This is a genomic window from Fortiea sp. LEGE XX443 (genome assembly GCF_015206815.1).
Taxonomy (GTDB): domain Bacteria; phylum Cyanobacteriota; class Cyanobacteriia; order Cyanobacteriales; family Nostocaceae; genus Nostoc_B.
Window position 1 is genome coordinate 12,724 of the sequence record NZ_JADEXZ010000021.1, and the last position, 25,295, is coordinate 38,018.

At 39.1% G+C, this 25,295-nt stretch carries 28 protein-coding genes and 1 tRNA gene; 12 read left to right on the forward strand and 17 right to left on the reverse strand.

Annotated features, from left to right (window positions below):
- The first annotated feature begins 97 nt into the window (after window positions 1-97).
- The 3 genes from IQ259_RS10465 (at window position 98) to IQ259_RS10475 (ending at window position 3,849) form a co-directional block, all read left to right on the forward strand.
- Window positions 98-1,111 (forward strand): LysR family transcriptional regulator, encoded by a 1,014-nt coding sequence (locus IQ259_RS10465; RefSeq protein ID WP_193884398.1) that lies wholly within the window; start codon window positions 98-100, stop codon window positions 1,109-1,111.
- Window positions 1,112-1,185: 74 nt separating this feature from the next.
- A complete protein-coding gene (locus IQ259_RS10470; RefSeq protein ID WP_193884400.1) occupies window positions 1,186-2,550 on the forward strand; it encodes a serine/threonine-protein kinase in 1,365 nt (454 codons plus the stop codon).
- A gap of 264 nt (window positions 2,551-2,814) precedes the next feature.
- Complete coding sequence (locus IQ259_RS10475) at window positions 2,815-3,849, forward strand: phosphate ABC transporter substrate-binding protein (protein WP_193884402.1); 1,035 nt, start codon at window positions 2,815-2,817, stop codon at window positions 3,847-3,849.
- Window positions 3,850-4,133: 284 nt separating this feature from the next.
- On the opposite strand, the gene IQ259_RS10480 is transcribed toward IQ259_RS10475, so the two are convergent.
- Both IQ259_RS10480 and IQ259_RS10485 read right to left on the reverse strand, forming a co-directional pair.
- On the reverse strand, window positions 4,134-4,937 hold the full coding sequence (locus tag IQ259_RS10480) for a glutathione S-transferase family protein (RefSeq protein ID WP_193884404.1): 804 nt from the start codon (window positions 4,935-4,937) through the stop codon (window positions 4,134-4,136).
- Between the two features lie 24 nt (window positions 4,938-4,961).
- A complete protein-coding gene (locus IQ259_RS10485) occupies window positions 4,962-6,098 on the reverse strand; it encodes a cob(I)yrinic acid a,c-diamide adenosyltransferase (RefSeq protein WP_193884406.1) in 1,137 nt (378 codons plus the stop codon).
- Between the two features lie 228 nt (window positions 6,099-6,326).
- On the opposite strand from IQ259_RS10485, the gene fraC reads away from it, so the two are divergent.
- The 4 genes from fraC (at window position 6,327) to IQ259_RS10505 (ending at window position 10,212) form a co-directional block, all read left to right on the forward strand.
- The gene (fraC, locus tag IQ259_RS10490; protein ID WP_193884408.1) at window positions 6,327-6,869 is read left to right on the forward strand and encodes a filament integrity protein FraC; all 543 of its coding nucleotides are present in this window, start codon (window positions 6,327-6,329) and stop codon (window positions 6,867-6,869) included.
- A 44-nt stretch (window positions 6,870-6,913) separates the two neighbouring features.
- The gene (gene fraD / locus IQ259_RS10495; RefSeq protein WP_193884410.1) at window positions 6,914-7,945 is read left to right on the forward strand and encodes a septal junction protein FraD; all 1,032 of its coding nucleotides are present in this window, start codon (window positions 6,914-6,916) and stop codon (window positions 7,943-7,945) included.
- Window positions 7,946-7,965: 20 nt separating this feature from the next.
- A complete protein-coding gene (locus IQ259_RS10500) occupies window positions 7,966-8,736 on the forward strand; it encodes an ABC transporter permease (protein ID WP_193884412.1) in 771 nt (256 codons plus the stop codon).
- 156 nt (window positions 8,737-8,892) lie between these two features.
- Window positions 8,893-10,212, forward strand: coding sequence for a 2Fe-2S iron-sulfur cluster-binding protein (locus tag IQ259_RS10505; RefSeq protein ID WP_193884414.1), 1,320 nt, complete (start codon window positions 8,893-8,895; stop codon window positions 10,210-10,212).
- 67 nt (window positions 10,213-10,279) lie between these two features.
- Here the strand turns inward: IQ259_RS10505 and IQ259_RS10510 are convergent, their stop codons facing one another.
- From IQ259_RS10510 to IQ259_RS10525, 4 genes are all read right to left on the reverse strand, one after another.
- Window positions 10,280-10,894, reverse strand: coding sequence for a pentapeptide repeat-containing protein (locus tag IQ259_RS10510; RefSeq protein WP_193884416.1), 615 nt, complete (start codon window positions 10,892-10,894; stop codon window positions 10,280-10,282).
- A 195-nt stretch (window positions 10,895-11,089) separates the two neighbouring features.
- Window positions 11,090-12,868, reverse strand: a complete 1,779-nt coding sequence (locus IQ259_RS10515; protein ID WP_193884418.1) for a PAS domain S-box protein — start codon at window positions 12,866-12,868, stop codon at window positions 11,090-11,092.
- Between the two features lie 23 nt (window positions 12,869-12,891).
- On the reverse strand, window positions 12,892-13,323 hold the full coding sequence (locus IQ259_RS10520; protein ID WP_193884420.1) for an arsenate reductase ArsC: 432 nt from the start codon (window positions 13,321-13,323) through the stop codon (window positions 12,892-12,894).
- Window positions 13,324-13,445: 122 nt separating this feature from the next.
- The gene (locus tag IQ259_RS10525; protein ID WP_193884422.1) at window positions 13,446-14,333 is read right to left on the reverse strand and encodes a carbohydrate ABC transporter permease; all 888 of its coding nucleotides are present in this window, start codon (window positions 14,331-14,333) and stop codon (window positions 13,446-13,448) included.
- Between the two features lie 25 nt (window positions 14,334-14,358).
- Here IQ259_RS10525 and purN point away from each other — a divergent pair, with 25 nt between their 5' ends.
- Complete coding sequence (gene purN, locus IQ259_RS10530) at window positions 14,359-15,048, forward strand: phosphoribosylglycinamide formyltransferase (RefSeq protein WP_193884424.1); 690 nt, start codon at window positions 14,359-14,361, stop codon at window positions 15,046-15,048.
- Window position 15,049: 1 nt separating this feature from the next.
- Here purN and IQ259_RS10535 read toward each other — a convergent pair whose 3' ends face one another.
- From IQ259_RS10535 to IQ259_RS10555, 5 genes are all read right to left on the reverse strand, one after another.
- Entirely contained in the window at window positions 15,050-15,631 is a 582-nt protein-coding gene (locus IQ259_RS10535; protein WP_193884426.1) for a CPBP family intramembrane glutamic endopeptidase, read from the reverse strand.
- A 66-nt stretch (window positions 15,632-15,697) separates the two neighbouring features.
- Complete coding sequence (locus IQ259_RS10540) at window positions 15,698-16,735, reverse strand: DUF3326 domain-containing protein (protein WP_193884428.1); 1,038 nt, start codon at window positions 16,733-16,735, stop codon at window positions 15,698-15,700.
- Window positions 16,736-16,822: 87 nt separating this feature from the next.
- Complete coding sequence (locus tag IQ259_RS10545; protein WP_193884430.1) at window positions 16,823-17,008, reverse strand: hypothetical protein; 186 nt, start codon at window positions 17,006-17,008, stop codon at window positions 16,823-16,825.
- A gap of 101 nt (window positions 17,009-17,109) precedes the next feature.
- Window positions 17,110-17,427, reverse strand: coding sequence for a 2Fe-2S iron-sulfur cluster-binding protein (locus tag IQ259_RS10550; protein WP_193884432.1), 318 nt, complete (start codon window positions 17,425-17,427; stop codon window positions 17,110-17,112).
- Between the two features lie 230 nt (window positions 17,428-17,657).
- A complete protein-coding gene (locus IQ259_RS10555) occupies window positions 17,658-18,416 on the reverse strand; it encodes a Uma2 family endonuclease (RefSeq protein ID WP_228014474.1) in 759 nt (252 codons plus the stop codon).
- A gap of 518 nt (window positions 18,417-18,934) precedes the next feature.
- Between IQ259_RS10555 and IQ259_RS10560 the strand changes: the two genes are divergently transcribed.
- Window positions 18,935-19,192 (forward strand): hypothetical protein, encoded by a 258-nt coding sequence (locus tag IQ259_RS10560; RefSeq protein ID WP_193884434.1) that lies wholly within the window; start codon window positions 18,935-18,937, stop codon window positions 19,190-19,192.
- Window positions 19,193-19,531: 339 nt separating this feature from the next.
- Here IQ259_RS10560 and IQ259_RS10565 read toward each other — a convergent pair whose 3' ends face one another.
- From IQ259_RS10565 to IQ259_RS10580, 4 genes are all read right to left on the reverse strand, one after another.
- Window positions 19,532-19,825, reverse strand: a complete 294-nt coding sequence (locus tag IQ259_RS10565) for a DNA-binding protein (RefSeq protein WP_193884503.1) — start codon at window positions 19,823-19,825, stop codon at window positions 19,532-19,534.
- Window positions 19,818-20,156: a type II toxin-antitoxin system RelE/ParE family toxin gene (locus IQ259_RS10570; protein ID WP_193884435.1), complete on the reverse strand. Its 339-nt coding sequence runs from the start codon at window positions 20,154-20,156 to the stop codon at window positions 19,818-19,820. Before IQ259_RS10570 ends, IQ259_RS10565 begins: the two co-directional genes overlap by 8 nt.
- A 24-nt stretch (window positions 20,157-20,180) precedes the next feature.
- A complete protein-coding gene (locus IQ259_RS10575; RefSeq protein ID WP_193884437.1) occupies window positions 20,181-20,471 on the reverse strand; it encodes a DUF433 domain-containing protein in 291 nt (96 codons plus the stop codon).
- A 252-nt stretch (window positions 20,472-20,723) separates the two neighbouring features.
- On the reverse strand, window positions 20,724-21,371 hold the full coding sequence (locus IQ259_RS10580) for a hypothetical protein (RefSeq protein WP_193884439.1): 648 nt from the start codon (window positions 21,369-21,371) through the stop codon (window positions 20,724-20,726).
- Between the two features lie 332 nt (window positions 21,372-21,703).
- Between IQ259_RS10580 and IQ259_RS10585 the strand changes: the two genes are divergently transcribed.
- From IQ259_RS10585 to IQ259_RS10595, 3 genes are all read left to right on the forward strand, one after another.
- Window positions 21,704-22,789, forward strand: a complete 1,086-nt coding sequence (locus IQ259_RS10585; RefSeq protein ID WP_193884441.1) for a tocopherol cyclase family protein — start codon at window positions 21,704-21,706, stop codon at window positions 22,787-22,789.
- 32 nt (window positions 22,790-22,821) lie between these two features.
- Window positions 22,822-22,895: transfer RNA gene (locus IQ259_RS10590), tRNA-Arg, on the forward strand.
- Between the two features lie 261 nt (window positions 22,896-23,156).
- Window positions 23,157-23,711 (forward strand): YdcF family protein, encoded by a 555-nt coding sequence (locus IQ259_RS10595; protein WP_193884443.1) that lies wholly within the window; start codon window positions 23,157-23,159, stop codon window positions 23,709-23,711.
- A gap of 63 nt (window positions 23,712-23,774) precedes the next feature.
- Here the strand turns inward: IQ259_RS10595 and IQ259_RS10600 are convergent, their stop codons facing one another.
- Entirely contained in the window at window positions 23,775-24,068 is a 294-nt protein-coding gene (locus IQ259_RS10600) for a DUF2288 domain-containing protein (protein WP_193884445.1), read from the reverse strand.
- 181 nt (window positions 24,069-24,249) lie between these two features.
- Window positions 24,250-25,287, reverse strand: coding sequence for an AI-2E family transporter (locus IQ259_RS10605; RefSeq protein WP_193884447.1), 1,038 nt, complete (start codon window positions 25,285-25,287; stop codon window positions 24,250-24,252).
- Between the last annotated feature and the right edge of the window lie 8 nt (window positions 25,288-25,295).

A 25,295-nucleotide genomic window follows, 5' to 3' on the forward strand; every position in this document is an offset into this window, starting at 1 on the left:
TTTTAAGATGCAATAAATCATTTCTTACTTCCATCCAAGTAGTGAAATCTGATTTATTGCTAAAACTGCTCCTTTCAAAGTTTGTGGGTTGAGCCTTATGTCTGACCTTCCTTTCACTTTAGATCAGTTACGTATTCTGAAAGCGATCGCTGTAGAAGGGAGCTTCAAGCGCGCTGCTGATAGTCTCTACGTCTCCCAACCTGCCGTTAGTTTACAAGTCCAAAACCTCGAACGGCAGCTGGATGTCCCCCTATTCGACCGTGGTGGACGTCGCGCACAATTAACTGAAGCAGGGCATCTACTTTTAAGTTACGGTGAAAAAATTCTTAGTCTGTGTCAAGAAACCTGTCGAGCCATTGAGGATCTACAAAATCTCCAAGGCGGTACTTTGATCGTCGGTGCTTCTCAAACTACTGGTACTTATCTATTGCCGAGAATGATTGGCATATTCCGGCAAAAATATCCAGATGTCGCGGTTCAACTGCACGTTCACTCGACTCGCCGGACTGCTTGGAGTGTAGCTAACGGACAAGTCGATTTGGCAATCATCGGTGGTGAAATTCCCGGAGAATTAGCAGAATCTTTGGAAATTATTCCTTACGCTGAAGATGAACTGGCGCTGATTCTACCAGTGTTTCATCCCTTTGCTAAACTTGAAACAATTCAAAAAGAAGACCTATATAAATTACAATTCATTGCTTTAGATTCTCAATCAACTATTCGCAAAGTCATCGATCAAGTATTAGCACGCTGCGAGATTGATACTAGGCGTTTTAAGGTGGAAATGGAACTAAATTCGATAGAGGCTATCAAAAATGCTGTGCAATCAGGTTTAGGCGCTGCCTTTGTTTCAACCTCGGCGATCGCTAAAGAATTACAAATGGGTGTACTCCACTGTTCCCCCATTGAAGGCGTGATCGTCAAACGAACACTATGGCTGATTTTTAATCCCAATCGCTATAGATCCAAAGCAGCAGAAGCATTTAGCCAGGAAATTTTACCGCAGTTTGCTACTCCGGGATGGAACCAAGACCTGATAAAATTGTCCCAAAAAAAGCTAGTAGTAAATACATTAGATGTAGCAACACCCAGTTCCTCTGACGAAAGCTAATGCTTGTCAATAGTCATTAGTTAGGGGCTACTGGCTATTGACTATTAACGGTGGACTATTGAATCAAAATTAATATGGAAGCTTATTGCACTCGTCCACGCTGCCCCCGCCCAAAAAACTATTTTGCCGATTTGGATGATTTGGCCACACTCAAAACAGCGCAGCAAAAATATTGTGCTACATGCGGTATGCCACTAATCCTAGATGGTAGATATATGTCCACCAAATTACTGGGTCGAGGAGGATTTGCCTCGGCCTTTCTAGCACGCGATCGCCGCATTCCCGGAATCCGTGCATGTGTGGTCAAACAGTTCCAACCTGCGGAAAATATCAGTGCAAATCAATTGCGTACAGCACAACAACTGTTTGAAAGAGAAGCAGATGTCCTAGCAGAAATAGGCAGAGAACATGAACAAATCCCAGAACTATACGCTTTCTTTCAAATAACAGTCACCAGCTTCACACCGCCAAATCACGAAGAACAATTTTTTTACTTGGTACAAGAATATATTGATGGGCAAACTCTTGAGGAAGAATTAACTCAAAACGGTAAATTTTCGGAAACAGAAATTTTATACGTGTTGCAGGAAATTCTCAAAATACTCCAGTTTGTCCATGACAAAAACATTATTCATAGAGATATCAAGCCTTCTAATATTATGCGTCGCCAGGATGGTAAAGTTTTCCTTTTAGATTTTGGCGCAGTTAAGCAAATAACCAATGTAGCATCAGGTACAGTTGCTGCATCCACGGGAATTTATTCAGCAGGATTTGCACCGCCAGAACAGATGACTGGAAATCAAATATTTCCCTGCACAGATTTATATGCTTTAGCTGTCACTGCTCTTACTTTGCTCACAGGTGAACCAGCCACCCAGCTATTCGATCCTCTAATTAACCAGTGGACATGGCGATCGCACGTAACTATCAACCAACACCTAGCTGACGTTTTAGATAAAATGCTTCTACCTGCTGTCAGTCAACGCTTTCAATCAGCCAATGAGGTACTGGCAGAGCTTTGTGGTCAGCGAATACCCCCAACTTTACTGCCAAAAACGCCACCTCAACCGCAGGCAATACAGTCACGTTCCACTTTTTCCACCTGGGAGTTATTAGCAGGATCAGCTTTTAGCGGATTTGAAGGTGCATTGATTGCGATCGCTCTGTTTAGTTTACTGTCATCACTCATCATCACTTTGAGTATCACAGCCGTAATTTTGGGTTTAATGATTTTTGCTCAAACTAAGCGCTGGATTGAAAAGACAGATTTATTAATTATTTCGGCAATTACCTTTGCTATTGTCTTCTTTATCCCTTTCTTACAAGCAGGGCTAGAACTTTCACAATTGGTGATCATAGCAGTTGCAGCCAGCTTAGTAGCGATCGCATTTACAACAATATTTCGTCTTATATATAAGTTATTATCTCTGATGTTCTAAATACAGCTAACTATTTATAGAACTCTTATTTGATTGTTGAAAAAAAGTCAGTAAACCTCTACCTCCCTTCTTTTCCATTCTCTATTCCTTCCCTAAACAAGTAATTTCAGGAATCAAATCAGATGGGCGTGTATCATAACTTCAGATGACTTTTATCTACCAACAGAATCGGAACTAATGAATTGGAGCTTAACCAAAATTTAACCTAGAGTTGCCCACAAAATGAGAAATTACTTTCAGGGTAAAAAAATCGCAAAGCCAACTATGTCACAGCAAAATAGAACTAATGAAACTAAAGTTTTGGTTCTAACACTAGCAATCACCTTAGGGCTAGTAGGTGGTTTGTTGTGGTGGTTTTCTAACAGTTATGGCATAAAAGATAGTACTTTTACTAAGATACGGGTAGAAACGCCAAATACAGACACTTTTTCCCAAGTACCTAATGTTCCCACGGGATTATTTAGCTATGGAGGTAGTACTACCTGGGCTCCCATCCGCCAGCAAGTAGATTCAGCGGTGACAATTGTCTGGCCCAGATTTCAACTACGTTACACCAATCCGATTGAAGCTGCGCCCGGTTCTAGTACTGGAATTAATATGCTGCTGGGTAATCAGTTAGCTTTTGCTCAATCGTCACGCGCCCTGAAACCAGAAGAGAATGAAAAGGCAAAACAACTGGGATTTACACTCAAAGCAATTCCAGTAGCAATTGATGGACTGGCGATCGCTGTTAACCCTAATCTCAACCTTTCTGGGTTAACCCTCGCTCAGGTTAAAGATATCTATACAGGCAAAGTAACTAATTGGGAACAGCTAGGTGGCCCAAATTTACCCATAACACCCTATTCTCGTCGCCAAGAAGCAGGCGGAACTGTCGATTTTTTTAATGAGAACGTGTTAGGAGGAGAAAAATTTGGTAGTAATGTACAATTTGTCCACAGTACAACTCCAGGTTTAGAAGAAGTAGCGAAAAATCCCGGCGGAATTTATTATGCCTCTGCACCAGAAGTAATTGGACAGTGTAAGGTCAAACCCTTGCCACTAGGGCGGAAATCTGAAACACTTATTGCACCTTACAAAACACCTTATATTCCGCCAGAAAAATGCCCAGAACAGCGTAATCAACTTAATACAGAGGCATTTCAAACAGGTGAATATCCTATTACCCGACGTTTATTTGTGATTGTTAAACAAAATGGACAAAGTGATCAGCAAGCCGGAGAAGCTTACGCCAGTTTATTACTCACCGCTCAAGGTCAAGAATTAATTGCTAAAGCTGGATACGTCAGGCTTCGCTAATTAAATTCAGTATCTACTTGCCATTGACCAAAACTAGGGTGTGGGGTGTGAAGGCAATACATTTCGGTTAAGGACAAAAACAGGTAAATTGAGTCTTGTACTAAAAAACATGTGCATCTAAATGCAACTCAAGGAAGTTGCACCGCATTGGCTCTTAAATTTCTTGGGTTGTCTAGCTTTTATACTCAAAATTAAGAAATAGCATTATCTGAGTTGGTTAAAAGGCGATCGCCCACCAATCAATAACTAGAAATTCTTCTGTACGTCTCTGCATAAGGAAAAAATTATTTCCCTAAATCGCTGAAAAATTGGTTATTCATGCGCTCATAATGCTGACAAAGATTTTCTAATTGCAGTACATAATCAACGATTGGGTGTCCCAAGGGAGGCTTAATTAAGTTACCTATGTAAGCATAAGCAGTTGCATCTAAAGTTGTGGGTTGATCTCCCATAAAAAACGGTTTGTCAGCTATAAAATCTGAAAGTGCTTGGAAATCAGCCGTAGTGATTTGATAGATTTCTTGATCATTATGACGACCTATGCCGTGATTGAATAGTTGATTGCAAGCGATTTTGTAAACTTCTTCAACAATCGGTTCGCATTCTTCTGCTGGAGCAGCAGCACTCAGGGTATTCAATAAAACTTCTCGATAAACTTGCCAATTTTCTGGTATTTGATAGCGGATGTAAACTTCGCCCCAGTAGATGTTTTCTTTAATCATCCGCCGAAAAGCTAAGGAAATGGCTCGTTCAACAGTTGTCAAACCTGCATCCAAGTCTATTCCGGCCTCAGACTTAAACATTTCGATAATTATTGTGGAATCACCTATGAGCTTTCCTTGGTAGTCAATAAACGGAATTTTACCTTTGGGGGCTATTGCTAAGTTGAGTGATGTATCGGTTTTATAAGTTAGCTTGGCCATGCGAAGCCAAGTTTCTAGTTTCATACAGGCTGGACTAAAACTGGGTAGACCCCATAAAGGCGATGCTGTGTATAAGGTAATCATTTCTTGGTACTCAAGATAGTTGTGAACATCATCAACATCCCGCCAAGGAAAATAAACAGCGCCAATCCGCCAGCTACCCAATCCAGCACATTAGTGTTATCCATTTTAAAAATCAACTCCTCGTTTTAGTTCGACACCTTGATTAGCATAGTGTTTGTGGCAGTATACCTCAGAGTGGATACTAGCTAAATCAAAGTAAGCCGGTTGCTGTTGACAACGGCCTGTGATAATGATTTCTGTGTCGCGGGGTTTGCGGAGTAAGGCTTGAACGATGGGTTCTACAGGGAGGAGTTCTAAATCTACGGTGGGGTTGAGTTCATCTAAAATGATGGTTTTATACAACCCAGAAGCGATCGCAGTTTTGGCAATTTCCCAACCTCGTTCAGCTTCCACATAATCTAATTCTTGCCGGGAATTGCGCCAAACGATCGCATCTCGACCACAGCGTTGATGATCGACCACTTCGGGATAAGATTGTTGTAAAGCGGCGATCGCTGCATCTTCTGTATAACCGCTACCACCTTTCAACCATTGCATAATCAACACGCGGGTAGAACCGGGATGGTTAATCCCTCTCCCAATTGCTTGTAATGCTTTACCCAAAGCACTAGTAGATTTACCTTTACCTGCTCCAGTATAAATTTCAATCCCCTCAATTAACAGTTGTTGGGCGGTGGGGTGATGTTGGGGTTTCATTTCCGAGTGTAAATCCGCAATCTCCAATAACTTTTCTGGTGCGGCGCGTCCGGTGGCGATGATTTCTAATTCCTGGGGTTTGGCTTTTAAAGTTTGCACCACCTCATCCACTGGTAGCAAACCTAAATCTAAGACGGGGTTGAGTTCATCTAATACTACTACCGAATATAAACCAGAAGCGATCGCACCTTTAGCCACATCCCAACCCCGTGCTGCTTCTTTGCGGTCATAGGGGATAATTTCTTCTTGTCCAAAAAATTCGGCTCTCCCAGTCCGCACCTGATCGATTAAATGGGGAAACCCACGCTGTAAAGCTGCGATCGCCCCATCTTCATCATAATCACGTTCCGGCCCTTTTAAAAACCGCAGCAGTAAGACGCGATTGGAATTACTCGGTGTATTTATTCCCAAGCCAATAGAGCGCAAAACCACCCCCAAAGCTGCTTGAGATTTACCTTTACCCACGCCGTCGTAGACGTGAATTTGACCTGTGAGCCGTTCAGAACGCGCTTGCGCCGTGCGAATCCCAATCCCGTTCCTTGTCATCTATCGAAAACCTGTAACGTGGCAGTCTCTAATCTTACCTAAGGTCTTGCACTCTCAGATCAAAAAAATCTCCTTTGGGTGCTTCCATACAAGAGTTAGCAGGATATATTAACAGGATAAATAAGGGTATACTGGCACACCAAGATGGTAAAGCGCGATCGCCATCATATAATTGCCCCCATCGGCCTGATTCTCCCCTCTCACCCTAAACCTTACCATTGACCTTCTATGCTAGAAAATTTTACTCTTCCTCGACTTCTGCCCATTGGTGTAATGTTGTTTAACATTTTATTTTTCCTAGTTGCTATTCCCGTTGAAGCTTATGTTTTCAATCGCCGGCTCAAGTTTGATAAAAAAACTAGTATTTTTTATGCCACAGCCATCAATCTGTTTTCTGGAACCCTTGGTTGGATCATATTTTTTTTCTTAGAACCAATTTTATCCCCAGAAATTAAATCAGAATTAATTAATTATGTATTTTTCAATAATTTTAGATCCACCAGCACTCAAGCAAGTTTGATTTTAACTACTTTCATTATTTTCTTCACTACTTTTTTAATGAAGTTTTTATTCTTACAGCTTTTTGTATTTACCTTAAGTGAAGATGGTTGGAAAAGACCAGAAATCACAGAAACATCTCAGCGTAGATTGTTGCGCCGCTCTATACCTGGCATCAAATTACAAACAACTAATTTAGTTACCACTACATTAATAGCTAATTCTCTGAGCTATAGTGCTATTACAATTATTTTGTTAATCCGTAATAGATAATTTAAATCACTTTTATCAACACCCAAAATGTTAGGAGGTAAAAAATGAATGTGTTATTTAAGGATTTATTGGGCATATTTAAATTTACTGAAGATATTTATGCTCGAATCAAAAAAATATTAGTTCCATCTCAAGCTTATGCTTGGCAGACCTTTATTTATTTAAGTGTATTTTCTTTGGGCATATCATATTTTGCCATAGGTTACATTAGAGATATAATTGCGCTTTGTGGTTGGTTGTTTTTAATTGCTGGCACAGCTTGGTATACCACTGATGATCCGCTAAGAGTTCCTGGTACTTTTATGCCAGTAGGCGCAGTGATCACAGGGTTATTAGTAAGTGTTTTTGCCTTTGGAAATCAACAGGAAATAATTACACCCCGAACCATCGTACTTTGGCCAACAATATCGGCGTTTATTACAGCAATTCCTGAATTTATTGAAGGCACAGATACCGACTCAAAAACCCAAATTCCGAAACCAGAAGCTAGAGAAAAAATCATCATTTTGGTTGCAAGTTGTATGATGCTTAGTTGCTGGCTTCAGTTTTACTTTGTCATGGATAAATGGTTAAAAGAATATCCCAGCGTCCTCGCAGATGATTTTCAGCGCAGTACCTTTGTGAGAAGAACAGACATTATCGAAAAAGTCCCAAAAAATGGCATTGTGATTTTAGATAAATTGCAACCGTTAGTAGAACAACAGATAGATGAAAGACCTTGGTCGCAAGTAGAGAGATGGCTATTAGATGCGAAGTTACAAGTAGGGAATTTGGGTAATAGAGTTATAGAGAAAAACTTAGAAGAATATGAAGAAAAAGCTCTATGGCGCGTTGAACCGCGGGTAGTTAATACTAAATCAGGTGGATATAGATTAGATTTACTCAGCATTTGGGGAGGCCCAAGTTCTAATCGAAAAGGGTATTACCTCAAAAAATCTTGTCGGATTGAACCAGTAGCAGTTTCTACAAAAAAAGCCATCACAACCGCCAACCCTGAGGATAAAATCGCAGTCGGGGAAATAGAATGCGATCGCGTGAATAAATTTGTTCCCGATTCACCTCCACCACTACAGTAATAACTATTGACTAATAACCAATGAGAACTTTTGTAATTGCCAAAAATGTATTTCAGGAAGTAGTACGCGATCGCATTTTATATGTGATCGGATTTTATACCCTGATCCTAGTGATCGCCTGGCGAGTGCTACCGGAATTTGCTGCTACTACTGAAAACAAAATGTTTTTAGACTTTGGCATGGTAGCAATGAGTACTATTACCTTAATTGTTGCCGTATTTATTGGTGCAGGATTGGTTAAAAAAGAAATTGATCAGCGTACAATTTTGGTGTTAATTGCTAAACCAGTTAGCCGCAGTGAAATTATTACTGGCAAATTCTTGGGTTTGTCAGCAGTGTTAGCTATCTTAATAGCCTCAATGTCGGCGATTTATCTAGTATTTTTACAACTAGAAAATATTCCTCATCCGACATTCAGCATTGTCATAGCCGCAGTTTTTCTGTTCTTACAGTTATCTCTCATTAATGCTGTGGCTATTACTTTGGGTGTGTTTACTAATTCCTTGCTGGCGATAACGTTAACCTTTGCCGTGTATTTAATGGGTAACATTACTCAAGATTTAGTTAAACTGGGCCGTTTGAGTCAAAATCCAGTGATGGAACGCATTTCTCAAGGCTTATATCTGATTTTGCCAGATTTATCACGCTTAGATTTAAAAAATGATGCCGTTTATGGACTGCAAGCACTACCTAATGCCACTATATTAATTACAAATGCAGGCTATGGCGTACTTTACAGCATTATGTTACTAGCGATCGCCAGTTTTATTTTCTCCAAGCGTGAATTTTAATTGTCAACAGGGTATTTATAAAGTAAATCTAAAGAGACAGAATAGGACTAAAAACGAACGGTAGGATGCAGATAACCAGTCGGTAAAAAAAGACTGAAACCAAAATCTTCGCAGGTATAGACCAACATAACTAAAAGTCTTAGATAGGAAACAACAATGCTGGAAAGTCTGGGAAGAATTAATAATCCATTAGCTAGAAGTGTTGCAACAGCAGCTACAGTTTGCTCAGTAGTAACTTTATCTACTGCTATGGTAATTGGGTTCACCAATACTAAAGATAAATCTGCTTATCAATTTGGTGTCTATTCCTCGTTATTTGGTGCTGCTGCTGGCGCAATTTTTGGATTAGTTTATACAAGTAAAAGCAGTGAAAACCGATCCACACCAGACATCAAAACATCAGATAGTCATGTTTGGCAAGATTGGCGAAATTTTGTCGTTGTTCGTAAGGTGAAAGAGAGCGAAGAAATTACATCTTTCTATTTGCAACCTGAAGATAAAGGTGAAATTCCCAACTTTCAGCCAGGTCAATTTTTAACTATCAAACTTGATATTCCTGGACAAAATAAGCCTGTAATTCGTACTTACTCCCTTTCAGATTATTCTAAAACTTGTGAATACTATCGCCTCTCAATTAAGCGAGAACCTGCACCGAATGGATTAGATGTTATGCCTGGTATAGCATCTAATTTCATGCACGATCACATTCAAGAAGGTGCAGTAATTCCAGCCAAACCACCAAACGGTAAATTTGTTTTGGATGTGCAGAAATCCATCCCCGCAGTGTTGATTAGCAATGGTGTGGGAATTACACCAATGATTAGCATGGCCAAAGCTTGTACTCGTCTTAATCCTCATCGTTCTGTTTGGTTTGTACACGGTGCTAGAGATGGTCAATTCCATGCTTTTCAAGATGAAGTGATGGAAATTGCTCAACAAAATCCTAACCTAAATGTACATATTCGCTACAGCCGTCCCAAACCTGAAGATACAGGTAAATACCAGAGTGTTGGGTATGTTGATGCTACTTTAGTTAAAGAATTATGTAGACAAGAGGCTGAATATTTTTTGTGTGGTTCTCCAGCATTTACACAATCTATCACAGAGGGACTCAAAGAATTGGGAGTACCTAATAACAGAGTCTTCTTTGAATCTTTTGGTAAACCAATGAAAAGCGAGTCGGCGAAACAAACTCAAACTGCAACTACAGGTGAAGGATTTGCAGAAATTGTCTTTGCAAAATCTGGCAAAACTTTGACATGGAAACCTAGTGATGGCACTATCTTAGAATTTGCTGAAGCCAATGATATTAATCCACCTTTTAGTTGTCGTGTGGGTGTTTGTGGTACTTGTGTGTGTAAAATCCAAGAAGGTGAAGTTGCTTATCAAGAAGAACCAACCGCCACAACTGATGAGGGTTCAGTCTTGATTTGTATTTCTCAACCGGGAACTTCCAGATTGGTATTGGATATTTAATACATTTGTTTTGATATATTAGGCTTTAGATAGCCGACTTCTTTAAGAAGTCGGCTATCTAGATACTTTAATAACCAATAATAATTTCTGGGTTATAAATTGTACCTTCAGGCATAATAGTATGCTTTAGCTTACTATAAATTATTTTGGTCTCCCAAAGATTTGCATTTAACAAGTTTGCCTTAGTTAAATTAGTCCATGTTAGGTCTGCTCCATTTAAGTTTGCTTCAGTTAAATTAGCCTCCAGCAGTATTGCTCCACATAGCCTTGCTTCTCTAAGATTAGCTCTAACTAATTTGGCTTCTATCAAAGAGGCTTCAATGAAATTAGCTGTACTCAAGTCTGCTTCTGTAAAATCTGCACCACACAAAGAAGCTCCCCAAAAGTTACTCTTACTACATTGCGATCGCCATAAACAAGATCCACATAAATTTGCGTAGCTTAAATCAGCATTGCTGAAATTTACTTGCGTTAAATTTGCCTCACTTAAGTCTGCACAATTCAAAATAGAACCAGATAAATTAGCACAACTTAAATCTGCTCCTCTCAAATTAATCCCACTTAAATTAACTGCTCTTAAGTCAATTCCACTCAAATTACATCCACTGAAATCCTGCTGCTGCCAATTTTTTTCTTGAATTTGGTTAGAAATAAGTTCTTGTAGATCAGCACAACTTCTCATGGTACTCACCTCGGAGTGTCAATAATTGCAAAGCTCAATTGTGAGAGTCACTGTATATCGAGATTACACCAATACAGATAATTCGCTGAATGAGAAATGAATAATATTTAGATAATTAACGAAGAATAGGCTTAAAAAGTCTTTTTTACAACAAAAAATGCTGACATAGGTCAGGAAAAATTAACAACAAATAATCTAGGAGTCAGCAGCTTTTCTTATCGGTTGTTGAGGAATAGAAATTACAAATTCTGTCCCTTCACCAAAAGTAGAGTAGCATTCTAATTTGCCTTGATGCCTTTCGACGACAATTTGATAACTGATAGACAACCCTAAACCTGTACCTTTGCCAACAGTTTTAGTAGTGAAGAAAGGATCAAATAAACGGTTTTTAATTTCTTCACTAATACCAAGTCCATTATCTGCAATACGAATTATGATTAAGGGAATTGAAGAATCTTTTTCGCTATTATCTATTTCGGTGCAAATTGTAATTGTACTAGGATTATTCTCACACTCTTGGTAAGAACGCTTCTGGTCACGCTCTTCTAACGCATCGATAGCATTGGCAAGAATATTCATAAATACTTGGTTAAGTTGTCCAGCAAGACACTCCACTAAAGGAAGATTAGCGTATTGTTTGACTACCTTAATATCTGGATGAACAGATGTAGCTTTGAGGCGATTTTGTAAAATCATTAAGGTGCTATCAATCCCTTCATGAATATTAACTTCTTTGACTTCAGCTTCATCCAAACGAGAAAAATTCCGCAAAGACAAGACTATTTCTCGAATTCGATTAGTACCAACTTCCATTGAAGTTAAAAGTTTTGGTAAATCTTCTAGGATGAAATCAAAATCAGCATTTTCGATTTCTGCTTGTAGTTTTAAAGAAGGTTTATAATATTCTCGTTGATATGATTGCAGTAGATTTAATAATAAATAACTGTACTCAACAATATGCCCCAAATTACCATGAATAAAGTTTACAGGGTTATTGATTTCATGAGCAATGCCAGCTACAAGTTGTCCAAGACTAGACATTTTTTCGTTTTGAATTAGTTGAGTTTGAGTTTTTTGTAACTGCTGCAAAGTTTGTTCTAGTTTTTCTTTCTCTTGACTCAACGCCAGAGTACGTTGCTCTACTCGTGTTTCTAGTTTGTGATTAGCTTTTGCTAATCTGTTCAGAGCTTTTTTTAATGAGAGTTCTGCTTGTTTGCGCTCGCTAATATCTATCAAAAAGCCAATGAATTGGACAACTTTACCCTGTTCTCGCACAACAGTGACAATATCTTTTACCCAAATCCAATTTCCATTAACTGCTAATAACCGATACTCAATTATAAAATTATCTTGCCCTAATAAAACAGTTTGGAGATGGTTAAGAACATGTGGTAAATCTTCTGGGTGAATGTGTTGATGCCAAAAATGTGGTTCATACCATTGTTCAATGTCATATCCAAATAAATCTTCTACCTGTGGCCCCAAATATGTAAATTGGTGAGTTACAGCATCAGCTTCCCAAGGTACTAACTTTACACTTTCTACAAGTCGCTTTAACCTTTGTCGAGTTTGCTCTAAATTTTGTTCTGTATGCTTACGTAAAGTAATATCTGTTGCTATAACAGCATATTGAATGGCTATTCCTTCTGCATTAGAAATTGGCTGTCCATCTATCAATAACCAATTCTCTATTGAATTATCATAGGTATAAGAAAGTTCAAATTTAAAACTTTCACCTTTTAATAGCTGTTCTCGGATATAAGTTTGTTGAATATGAAGTTTGTAATCAGAACCAAATACAGTAAAAAATCTTTGTCCAATTAGTTGTTCGATTGTCAATACTGTATGCCGAATAAATGCTGAATTAGCCCACTGAATACGCCCATTTCTATCAGTTAAGATCATTAGTAAATCTGTACGCTCTGCTAGGGCATTCAACATAGTTAAAGGCAGATCAATTGAGTCAGCTAACATAGTTTAAATCCTGTAATTAGCTTCTAATTAGCATCGCGTCTACCAGCTATATATGCTAAAAATAGCTTGCCTATATTATCACGAGATTGGCGAAATACTTGCAATTTTTCTAATTCTGTACCTGTCGCTTCTGCTGGATCAGGGAAACTGAAATGATGACGTTTAACTGCTTTAGGTAAAGTTGGACAACTGTGATCAGCATTATTACAAACTGTGATCACTGTATCGATTTTTTTATCTAGAAATAAATGAAGGTGCTTACAAGAGTTTTGAGAAATGTCTATACCTATTTCTTGCATTACCTTGACTGCTAAAGGATGCACTTCTTTCGCAGGGTTCATACCTGCGCTTTCTACTGCTAGAAAATCATCAGCTAATTCCTGCAAAAATCCTTCTGCCATTTGGCTACGACAAGAATTACCTGTACAGAGAATTAATATGAGTGGTCTTTCCATAAAAAGTAATAGCTAATATATATCACCCAAAATCATAATTATACTTTGTATCAATTGTCTTCAGAAAAAATACTAGTCTGAGGTTAAATATTTAGAGTTTAATGATAGTTTCTTATCTATACCTAAGATTCTTCGCCCCAGGTACGTAACTGCAAATAAACTAAAACTAACGTGAAGAATAACAGTATAGTTGCAGCCGCAGCGGCATAACCAAAATCAAACTGACCAAACGCTTCTTGGTAAATATAATAAACCAACAAATTAGTAGTATTCAAAGGGCCGCCACCTGTTATCACGTAAACTTGCTCAAAACTCCGCAATGTAAAAATTGCTGTGGTGACTGTGGCAAAAATTAATGTAGGACGTAATCCCGGCAAGGTAACATGCCAAAATTGTTGCCAAGCATTCGCACCATCTAATTCGGCTGCTTCATAGCGAGTGGAAGGAATTGCTTGTAACCCCGCTAAAAAGACAACCATATTAAAACCTAATTGTTTCCAAATACTCAAAATAATCAGTACAGGCATTGCCCAAAATGTATCTCCTAGCCAAGAAATTGGTGCAATACCAAATAAATTGAGAAATGTGTTTACAGGGCCAGAATTTTGAAATAGCCAGCGGAATCCTAAACCAGCAGCTACTAAAGAAATTATTGAAGGTAAAAAATAGGCACTTCTTAACATCCCCCGAAAAGCTAAAGAACGATTTAATAAAACTGCTAATCCTATAGGAATAATTAAACTGGGGATGATAGTAGCAAGGGTAAAATAGATGGTGTTGCCAAGAACTTGCCAGAAATCGGGGTTAAGTAGCAAGCGCCAGTAGTTTTTCAAACCTATCCAATAAGTACCTGTGGATGTAAAACTGCCAGCTGTGAAACTAAGGTAAAACAAATAGGCGATCGGCCAAATAACAAATAGACTTAATAAAATTAATGCAGGTGCAAGAAAAGTCCAGGCAGCAAATGTATCATTATCTAACCAAGATTTATTAGTATATATTTTTGGCATCTATCAATTTTTCCTTGTTGCTGTTATGACTTTTCGCCCTGATTCTAACTTGAGCTTGGTTTCTCCCAACATTAGCGATCGCCTATCATCTAGTGATACTCAGATAAAGCTAGGAATTATGGCTTCTGGGAATGGCAGCAATTTTGAAGCAATTGCCCAAGCTATTGAAAATGGGCAACTTAATGCCCAAATTCCAGTTCTAATTTACAATAATCCAGGTGCGAAAGCAGCAACACGCGCCGCAAGTCGTGGTGTTGAAACTGTTTTATTAAATCACCGCGAATACAAAAATCGGGAAGCTTTAGATAGGCAAATAGTCCAGACTCTGCGCCAGTATGATGTAGATTTGGTAATTTTGGCTGGTTGGATGCGTCTGGTAACATCGGTCTTTATTGATGCTTTTCCTAACAGAATTATTAATATTCACCCTAGTTTGTTACCGAGTTTTAAGGGTCTTCATGCTGTTGAACAAGCATTGCAAGCTAGGGTAACAATCACTGGCTGTACAGTGCATTTAGTTTGCTTAGAGGTTGACAGCGGCCCGATTTTAGTTCAAGCCGCCGTGCCAGTATTACCAGACGATACGCCAGAAACACTCCACGCCAGGATTCAAATTCAGGAACACCGGATTTTACCACAGGCAGTTGCGATCGCCTACGGCGGGGTGCAGCCCATCGCGGCTAGTCCACTCCAAGCTAGACTCACACTGCCTTGAGTTAACGTTGCTGCATTTTCCAGAAATAGCTAGAAACCCAATTTGTCATAATATGAGCAACAATCGGCACTAACAAATTTCCACTCAAAAGGGCGCTATATCCCAAAATTACCCCAATAATGGTAGCCCAAATTACGTAAGGCCATTGTTGAGAACCACTGAGGTGTAAAACTCCAAAGCAAAGGCTAGATACAATCACAGCTACATGATCTAAGCCTAAAGCTGGCAGCATTACACCTCGAAATAATAATTCTTCACTTAACCCCGGTAGTAAACCCAGCCAAATTAAATCAGGTAAAGCTAAAGGTCTTAAAACTAGTTCTAGATAATAGTCTGCACTTTGACGATAGAGAGGCCACAATCGATAAGCTAAACCACTTAATCCGGTGATCATAGCTCCTACACCAAGACCCCACAAAACATCTATTTCGTTCCATTCCCACTTGAATAAGAAAACACCGCCAAAGCGCAACCAAACTTTAGCGACTGTCCATAATAAAATCGCAGTCACCCCCATCGCTACCAGCACTTGGGTACGCGTCAGGTATGGAATTTCTGGTTCTTGTTTTTGTTGTTCTACCACGGGTGTTTAGGGAGTAGGGAATGGGGGAGAAGAGGCAGGGGGAAGGGTGCAGGGTGCAGGGGAGAACTATTGATTATTAACCAAAGCATCTGGATTGATGCCTGCTTTGAGGGCTACTAATACACCTACTGCTTCTAAATATGAGTTTACCTTTATGGATTTGATTCCCAACGATTGGGCAGGAACTTGGATTTGAGTTTTATTTTCTTCTACGGTAATTATTTGGCATTGTTTTTCGCTTAAACTCAGCAAAGCGCTACTGCCACAAGCATTTGCAGGTACGATCGCAGCATCTACTTGATTTGCCCAAATATCTTGTTGTTGAGATGTAAATAATTGTTTCTCGACAATAAATTGTGGGGCGCGACTCAAGCCGACAAGGACACTTGGTAAAAAAGTATAGCCTAATTCTTCCGCGGCGGAACGAGGAGATAAATCGGGATAGGCTGGTGCGCTGACGAGTGCTGGTGAATGGGCGCAAGGAATTTGCAAGTTTCTGACTAGTAAATGGCTAATTACGGCTTCTGCACCTGCTAGAGGGTCTACGCCTTTACCTTGGCGGTAGTTTTGGACGGCATCTTCATCCATATCATCGGGGAAACGGGCGACAACTGCGATCGCTTCTGCCCCACTTTTCTTGATGAGTATCTCCGCCGCCCTGAGTAAACTATCTGGGTTGCCGATAGTTCCCCAGCTTACACCTGATTGTGCTGTGCGTAATTCTACATTTAACGGAGCATCAGTAATTACATAATCTGTGATAGTTAATCCGAGAGTTGCTTTCGCTGCATCAGCAGCTTGCAAGTGTCTTAGCCGCAAATCTGGTTCAATGTCTTGGTCTAAAAGTAAACCTATTTTATTATTACGGACTGGACGTAAACCCCAGCATCCAGCGGCAAATTTGTCAAGTCCGTAACCTTCCACATAGAAAGCGTTGGGAATGTTCCAATATAAACTTGCGCCGTTGAGGACATTGGGGTGAGTGATCAGGCGATCGCAAACCTGTGCTAATGTTCTAGCAACTGGTATCGCATCTCCGGCATAACCCCCAATCGCCGCCCCAACGCCAGTAGGTACAATCAAAATAGCAGTGTAAGGACGCATGTTAAGTGCTGAGTGCTAAGTGCTGTTAGCGGTAGCGGGGCGTTCAGCCCGTGCTGAGTGCTAGAAAAAACTAGCACTGCTATACACTTAAAACTCAACATTTCCTGTAGTAACGATTGCTTCAACAGTAGCTTTTTGTTGGTCTTCATCCACAGAAGTAATAGCCCAACGCAGTGGTTCACCTTGTTTTTTCAACTTGGCTTCAATGGCTTTTTGTAACTCCGTAGGAGTTTCTTGGATATCGATTTCTGCGGTAATAAAATGAGTAGTCATCGCCATTTCTCCTGTTAATTGATTTGTTCTACAATAACCGAATGAAGTCTGAAATATTAAATCTTATTTTTCAGACTTCAGACTTCAAACTTCATACTTTACTAGTCTTTCCCAAATTGCAACTGATAAACTATTTCTTCTTTTTCAGTCTCAATTTTCAAATCAGAACGAGGATAAGAGACACAAAGTAATGCGTAACCTTGTTTTTGCAGTTCTGGACTAACGCCCATACCATCAGTTTGGTTTACAGTTCCTGCGGTAATTTGCGCGGCGCAAGTTGTACAAACACCAGCATGACAAGAACTCGGTAGTTCCAAACCAGCAGCATCGGCAACTGATAAAATAGTTTCATCTTCAGGAACTTGCAGAGTTAGAGTTTTACCTTGGTGATGCAGTTCTACGGTGTAGGTTTTGGACATATACTAAAAAATGGGATGCAATAGACAAACTGATTATTATATCGGAACTAAACCTCGTCTACTTTGAGAATCGTAGTTTTTTATCGAGATGATGAGATTGCTTCCTTACGTCGCAATGACACAACAGAATAATCAAAAACTCCAGATACCAACATAGATGAGGTTTATTTAAATTATTGCAGATATATACCCAACACCGAAACCACATAACTTGGTAAGGAAATCAATTTTTATAAAAAATCGGGGTCAATATTTAACTCCCGCAACTTAGCAGCTAGACGTTCTGCGCGTTGCTTTTCTTGTTCTGCACGTTGCTTTTCTTGTTCAGCACGCTGTGTTTCTTGTGCTGCTAATTCTTCCGGTGTCGGCAATAACTCCCCTTGTACCGTGAAATAACGTAATTGATTGTTCTGCACACCTAAGTATAAGTCTAACTGCTGACTCCATAACCAACCTTGGGGATTTGGTTCTATGGGTTGGTAATTTCCATCTACTAGATGAAACCCAGCAAATTCTAGATTATTTGGATCAAACCAAAAATATTCTAGTGTGCGAAAGGTATCTTGGTAGATTTGTTTTTTTAAGCCTTTATCTGTGGCTTTTGTAGAAGAGGAAAGTAACTCCACAATAATATTGGGGTACTTACCGTCTTCTTGCCAGATTACCCAACTTTTGCGGGGTTTTCTTTCACAGCCTTGCACGACAAAAAAATCTGGGCCGCGAAACTTTTCTGATTTGAGTTGACGTTCACTGTAGTAAATTGTCAGATTTCCAGCAGCATAAAAGTCATTGCGATTTTGCCACCACAATTCTAAACACTGTAATAACAGAATAATTTGGCGTAGATGTAAATCGCTTTCCAATGGTGGTTCTTTACTTTCGATATCTCCTGGTGGGAATATTATATCTTCTATTGGTAGGTCACTTTCAATATCTCCTGGTGGAAATATTATACCTTCTGCTGGTTCTAATTCTTGGGCGACTGTCATGATTTTGATTGGGGCTAGAAGTAGTATTATCTTTTGTTGGATGCACAGATGTTATTACTATCATAATCTGGCTGATTGATTATGATTTGCGTAGGCGAAGCATCGGCGTAGGTGAAGCATTTTCAACGAAACATCTTGAGATTGCTTTGATTTTGCTTGTGTTAGGGACTTTACCAGAGTTCTATAATAATCACAGAGAAATTAGTTAAATTTGCTTAGTTATATTTATGAATTGCCTTTCCTTAAAAACTGTATCTGTAAGTTTACCTTTAGGCATTGGTTCGATGTCTTGTAGGATGTTGAACCCACAGAACGCAAGGCGGCTTGGTCGCTGTATGTGGAATTAGTGCGCGCATTGCTGTGCAACCTTTAGATTGGATTGGAGATTTTATATATGGGGTTGGAGATTTTATATATAGGATTATATATGGGGTTGGAAATTTTATAACTCCGGTAGGGAGGGGGGAATAATAATTAACTCGTTTTGTATATTTGTATGGGGAATTTTAAGTAGGAATATGATTATTTTTCTTCCTATTCCGGTGGCGCTGCTTAGTGTATGGGTTGGGTTTGTATTCTTTCCTCGCAATACTTGGTACGGTGAAGGCGGTTTATTTGGTTTGTTGTATGTGCCTGTGGACTTGTTATTAATTTTTATATTATTGTCATTTGGTTTTGGGGGTGAAATATTGTTTAATGGAACAGTGTTGGGTGGGTTATTTTGGGTGTGTTTTTTTGTTTTTTGTGGTTTTTTGTACGCACGATTTAAAGGCTAACATCTAAGGCTTTTCAACATTTATAAAGATTTATTACAAGCCCCAAATGCACAGAAGAATCAACATCTCATAATTCCGATACCTAGCACTGCGGGGTTATAGCAATTCGTCTGAATAAATTTTTCTGCTACCTGCTGCACCTCTGTACTTTCAGTAGATGTAGGTTGGGTTAAGCGTAGCGCAACCCAACATTAAACGAGAGTTGGTTTTAACTGTCACACTGATGAAAATCTTGGCAGTATTTTTGTGAATTTACCACAGACTAAATTGAATGTAATCACATTTTAATCGGCAACGCCAGAAAGCAATCTCTGTCAATCAATAATATAAACACTTGAATCATGGCTTTACTGTGACTGCCAAATGTAAGCCTAAAGCATCTAACAAAGAATTTAGACTGTAAAACTCAATTTCTCCTTTCTCTGATAGCATTTGGTCAAGTTTATTGTAGAGTTTCTTGACTTGTCTAGAAAGCTGCTCCACTCCACCATGCGATTCTATGACATTTTGGAGTGCTTTACTCAACATTTTCGGGTCGCCTTCTTCTAAAACAACTTCAATATAAGCTGCTGCTTCTAGTGGTTTTTTTAAGTCTTGTATCAGTTTTTCGTGATAGCTTGTACTTCTAGGCATCATCTCTACTCCTGTAGTCTTGCCAATATTCTTTAGCTTTAGCAATATCTTTATCTTGAGTACTTTTATCCCCACCACACAAAAGAATAATAATTGTTGAACCTTCTTGACCAAAGTATATGCGGTAGCCAGAACTATAGTTTATTCTAAGTTCAAAAACACCATCACTAACTGATTTACAATCACCTAAATTACCCTCTTCTACTCGGTCTAGTCTTGCTCTAATTTTAGCTTTTGCTTTTCTATCCCACAGAGAATCAAACCACTCAGAAAAAATATCTATACCATCAGGTCTTAAATAATTCCTAATTTCTGTTGGTTGAATTTCCATGATAAACTTGAGCAAAAATCGTTATTATTGATTTAATCTAGCTTTAATAGCTGAATGAACTAATTCATCGGGGACATGATTACGCTCAATGTATTCATTAATTTCTGCTTGATTATCTAAGTAAAAACTCAAAGCATCAAAGACTTGGGCTAAAGTTAAATGAGGTAAATGTAGCGGTATTTCTTCTGGTCTAATACCTAAACGCCAATTTTCAACAATTGCTCTCACAGGCGTTCTAGTTCCCGTAATAATTGGTTCACCCGATAAAATATCAGGCTGTCGGGTAACATAACGAGAGTTTGTTGTAGCTGTCATACTAAGGAAACTTTTGGCAGTATCTCTGTTAATGTATCACAGTCTTAATTAGAGGCGATGCCTACGCATTTCATCGGCACATCCTGAAAATCTTGTTAAACTCTGCGATCGCCATTTGTGAGAAGTTAGAGTAATTACACTTTTGTCAAGAAGGTGCGAAAAAAAGCGAAAGCCAGTCTTAAAGCTGGATTTCGCATGGTTTTGACTATTCCTAAATCTTGATTTTATTTAGCTGCAAAGTACTGAATGGGGTTACTCTGAACCTGTACCAGTCTCACCGGTGTTAGAAGAACCGCTATTTGATGTGTCGTTTGATTGGTTTGACCTTTGAGGTACAGTGGTTTCAGAAGTATTAGTTTTACTACCAGCCGCGGGGGTATCAGCAGAACTATCCCTTGGAGGAGTTGTCTGCGTTCCTGAAGTTGTAGGCTGTTGTGGGGGAACGGTAATGTTAATATCTGGAGGCGAAGGTATAGTGACAGTTGGAACTTGCGGTTGTGGAACCACTACAGGTACTTCTGTGGTTCTTTCAATGATTGTGGTTTGTTGTGGTGAAGGAGTCACTATTGGTTGAGTTTCTTGAATTACTGTTTCTCTGGGTTGGTTAAAATACCAAAATGCACCAACAATTAAACCAGCTACAGAGGTGAGAAAAATCCCTAATAACAAACCAACAGACGCATTTTCATGATCACGCGCAGCTAAATTAGCTTGTTGGTAGTGACGTTCTGTTTCTCGACCATTTGCATAACCATTTTTATACGTGTTGACATGGTTGGGATTGTTGTTAACTGTTTCACTGGTGCGTGTTAAGTTAGTGTGGGTGTTACCCTGAATGTCAGTGTAAGATTCTTGTCTAGTTTCGCTGTTATGAGTTTCGCGATCGCCTGAATTTGTCATACTATTAATTACACTCCTAAAATCTGTGTTGGCAAAACTAAACCCTTGCTCCAAAAGAAATTGCAATACTAATCGGCAAAGGTTTCAATAAATTTGAGTTGCTTTTTTTACTTGGCTTTTAATGATATTCAGCATAGCCTCTGTAATTGCACAGATGGTTCTATCTAAAGATGGGAGTTTATCATCTGCCAAAAGAATGAGTATGGTGTAGATATATGCAGTTATTAGCTGACTGTCAGGCAGAAATTTTAGCGATCGCCTAAATATGGTCAAACTTGTTCATAGGCGATCGCGCATACTGAAACATAGACAACTAGCAAGCAGTTAAATTCATGTTTCCTATCCCCGTAAATTCTCAAACACCCCATAGCGGCTACCATTGGGATAGTAGTAGTCGGCGTTTTTTTGAAGGCTGGTATTACCGTGTAACTTTACCGGAATGCGGACAAACCTTTGCCTTCATGTACTCTATTGAAGACCCCATTGGTGGTAAACCTTATAGTGGTGGTGCAGCTCAAGTTCTAGGCGCTAATGATGAGTATTTATGTCGGACTTTTCCAGATGTGCAGAAATTTTGGGCTAGTCGAGATACTTTAGCCTTGGGTCATTGGGGTAAAACCAACCTCAATAATCAACCCCTCTACCTCCTACCAGCAGAGTTTGAACAACACATTCAAGAAGGTTATCAAGCTACAGCTACCCTGAATCAGGGAATAATCCGCGACCCCGCTACAGGTTTTTATTGCCGTTGGTTGTATGAAATTCAGCCAGTATATGCTTGGGGTAATCAAAATAGCCTTCAGCAATCAACAGCTGGCTGGCTGTCATTTTTACAGATTTTTGAACCCGGATGGCAAATTTTGATGGCGCACGGCTTGGCCAGTGGTTGGATTGATTGGAATGGCAAAGTTTACGAATTCACCAACGCGCCAGCTTACGGCGAAAAAAATTGGGGTGGTGCTTTTCCTCAAAAATGGTTTTGGCTAAACTGTAATCACTTTGACGGCGAACCTGACTTAGCGTTGACTGCTGGTGGTGGTAGGCGTGGTGTGTTGTGGTGGATGGAATCTGTCGCCATGATTGGTCTACATTATCAAGGCAAATTTTATGAATTTGTCCCCTGGAATTCGGAAGTAAATTGGCAAATTCAGCCTTGGGGTAGATGGCAAATACAAGCAAGAAATCTAAACTACGAGGTTGAATTGACAGGAACTACGCATCTACCTGGTACACTCCTACGAGCGCCGACAAACAATGGTTTAATGTTCTGTTGTCGGGATACGATGCAAGGAAAACTGAATTTGGAGTTGCGAAATTTAAGTGGCAAACAATCTAAAATCATCCTAAAATCACAGAGTCACCTTTGTGGGTTAGAAATAGGCGGCGGTTCTTGGGACAATTTGTGGCAGTCTAGTTAAAACTACTGCTATTATATTTATGCCTCGTAACTGGGGCTGTAGCTCAGATGGATAGAGCGAGCGCCTCCTAAGCGCTAGGTCGTGCGTTCGAGCCGCACCAGTCCCGTCGTTATCTAAAAATTTAGTAAAAATATAGTCGGCTGGATTGAGGAAATCTGCTAATATTCCGTAAATTTCGGCAAATGGCGTGTATATGTAATTGAAGCTGTATTAACGGAAATTTAGCTGAATTAAAATTGGTGGATTTAACTAAAGTCTGCTACTTTACGTATTTTTTTAATTTATTCAGAAAATATTACATCGCAGTACACAAAATCATAGAGCCTTGAAGAATAATCTATTGTTTACAGGTAAATCTTTTCGGTTTATGGTTCTTGCTCTACCCCTATTAATGTGGTTGGGTTACAAAGAAGCAAAAAAACAATACACGCAACCCCAAGCGGTATTAGTCTTAGGTGGTTCAACGAAAAGTTTAGAGAGAGAAAAATTTACAGCGCAGTTTGCTCGGAAGTATCCAAATTTACCAATTTGGATTACTGGTGGTAGTCCACCTAGACACACTCGCAAGGTATTTGTCAAAGCTGGTGTTGATCCCAAGCGTTTACACTTGGATTACGAAGCGGTAGATACAGTTACAAATTTTACCAGCTTAGTAGATGATTTGCAAGCTCGTGGTATTAAAAGAGTTTATTTGATTACTTCCGATTTTCACATGCGACGTGCTTGTGTCATTGGTGAGATAGTTTTAGGTAGCCGGGGAATTGACTTTAAAGCTGTATCAGTACCCTCTGAAAAACCACCTGAACCAATTGAAAAATCCATCCGCGATGGAGCTAGAGCCTTGGTGTGGGTAGCAACTGGTTATACGGGTGCGAGTGATGGTAACAAAAGGCGTAATCTATTGGGAGCAGGCAGTAATTAATAATTAGTAAAAAGGTAAAAATCAAAAGAAAACAATCTTTGATTTTTTAACTTTTTACTTTACTTATGCAGCGATTTCTTGTACTAAAACAAAGGGCTGTATGATGAGGGTATGGAATCGCTTTTGGTGATCGCTATTCCATACTCCCACTTGATCGACAGAAGGTTTGCTAATTAATTGCTCATTAATCAACTGCTGTACAAATTGAGTGTTATCACCGGCGATCGCTTCTCCCACATCTAACAAGTTTAGCTCCTGTGCTACCAAAATTACTGCATCACGCTGTACATGGGGAATTAACCACTCCCATTCCGCCTCATCCACAATTTCTGTTAATTCTGCCCTTAAATCTGACATAACTCCCTTTTTGATGATGATTAATCTAATTTTATAGCAGGTGACAGGTTACAGGGTTAAAAGTCTTTTATTGCATGAGTTTTATCATTGGCCGATGTCCTAACTGCCTTGGCTACTGCTATACATTAGAAACTAGGGACTAAGTAAGCATTACAAATGACCATTGACTATTGCTCATTGACTAAATCTCTGACTTCATCTCATCAATTTCAAATAAAGATACAACGATTCCGGTAATAGGAATAGAGATAAAAACACCTAACAATCCTGCCACTCTAGCACCTACTAACAAAGCAAAAAATACTACAACTGGATTTAGATTCAACGCACCTTGCATAATGCGAGGCGCAATTAAATTGTCTTGAATCTGCTGAAGGATAATGCAAGCAACTAATACTTTTAATGCCAGCCAAACATTTTGAGATAATACAATTAGAGTAATTGTGCTAACTCCTAAAGTTGCCCCTATGCCAGGAATTATGTCTAGTATGCCAATTATTGTAGATAACAATAAAGCAAAAGGTACTTGCAGTAATAAAAATACAATAAAAGTTGTTGTTGTCAAAAATAAACTTAATAATAATTGACCACGAAAGAAGCCTAAAAAGCTACGCCGGATGATGTTTGTAAATCTAACACGGCGCTGTTTAGGAACTATTTTTAAAATAAAATTCCACAATTTTTCTCCATCCAATAGCATAAAAAATGCCACAACAGCAATCAAGATAAAAGTTACAAAATTAGTCAATAATTGTTGCAAAAAAGTCAAACTAGTGACTAATGTTGATACAGCCTGATTACGCAGTTGCTCTTCAATTACACTTAAGTCTATTTGCAGATTCCGGTTACGAAGCAAGCCCTCAATTTTTTCTATAAAGGGTGCTAAAGAAGTTAAAAAACCAGAAATACTATCAATTAATTGTTGTCCTTGAGATAAAACGGCTAAACCAACAGTGATAATCAATCCACCCAAAATCACAATACTAAACAAGAATACGACAATCACAGCTAAACCATGAGGCAAAAAACGCCGCAACCACTGTACTGGATAACTGAGTAAGAAAGCTAAAATTGCCGCAAATGTAAAAATAACTATGACTGCTTCAAAATAGGCTAAAAGTTGCACGAACGCCCAGCCAGCAGCCACTAAAAGTAAAAAACGGACTAAAGCCGAATTATTAAATCGGTTCCAAAAATTCTTGGCATCAAAGCCACTCATATAATTTC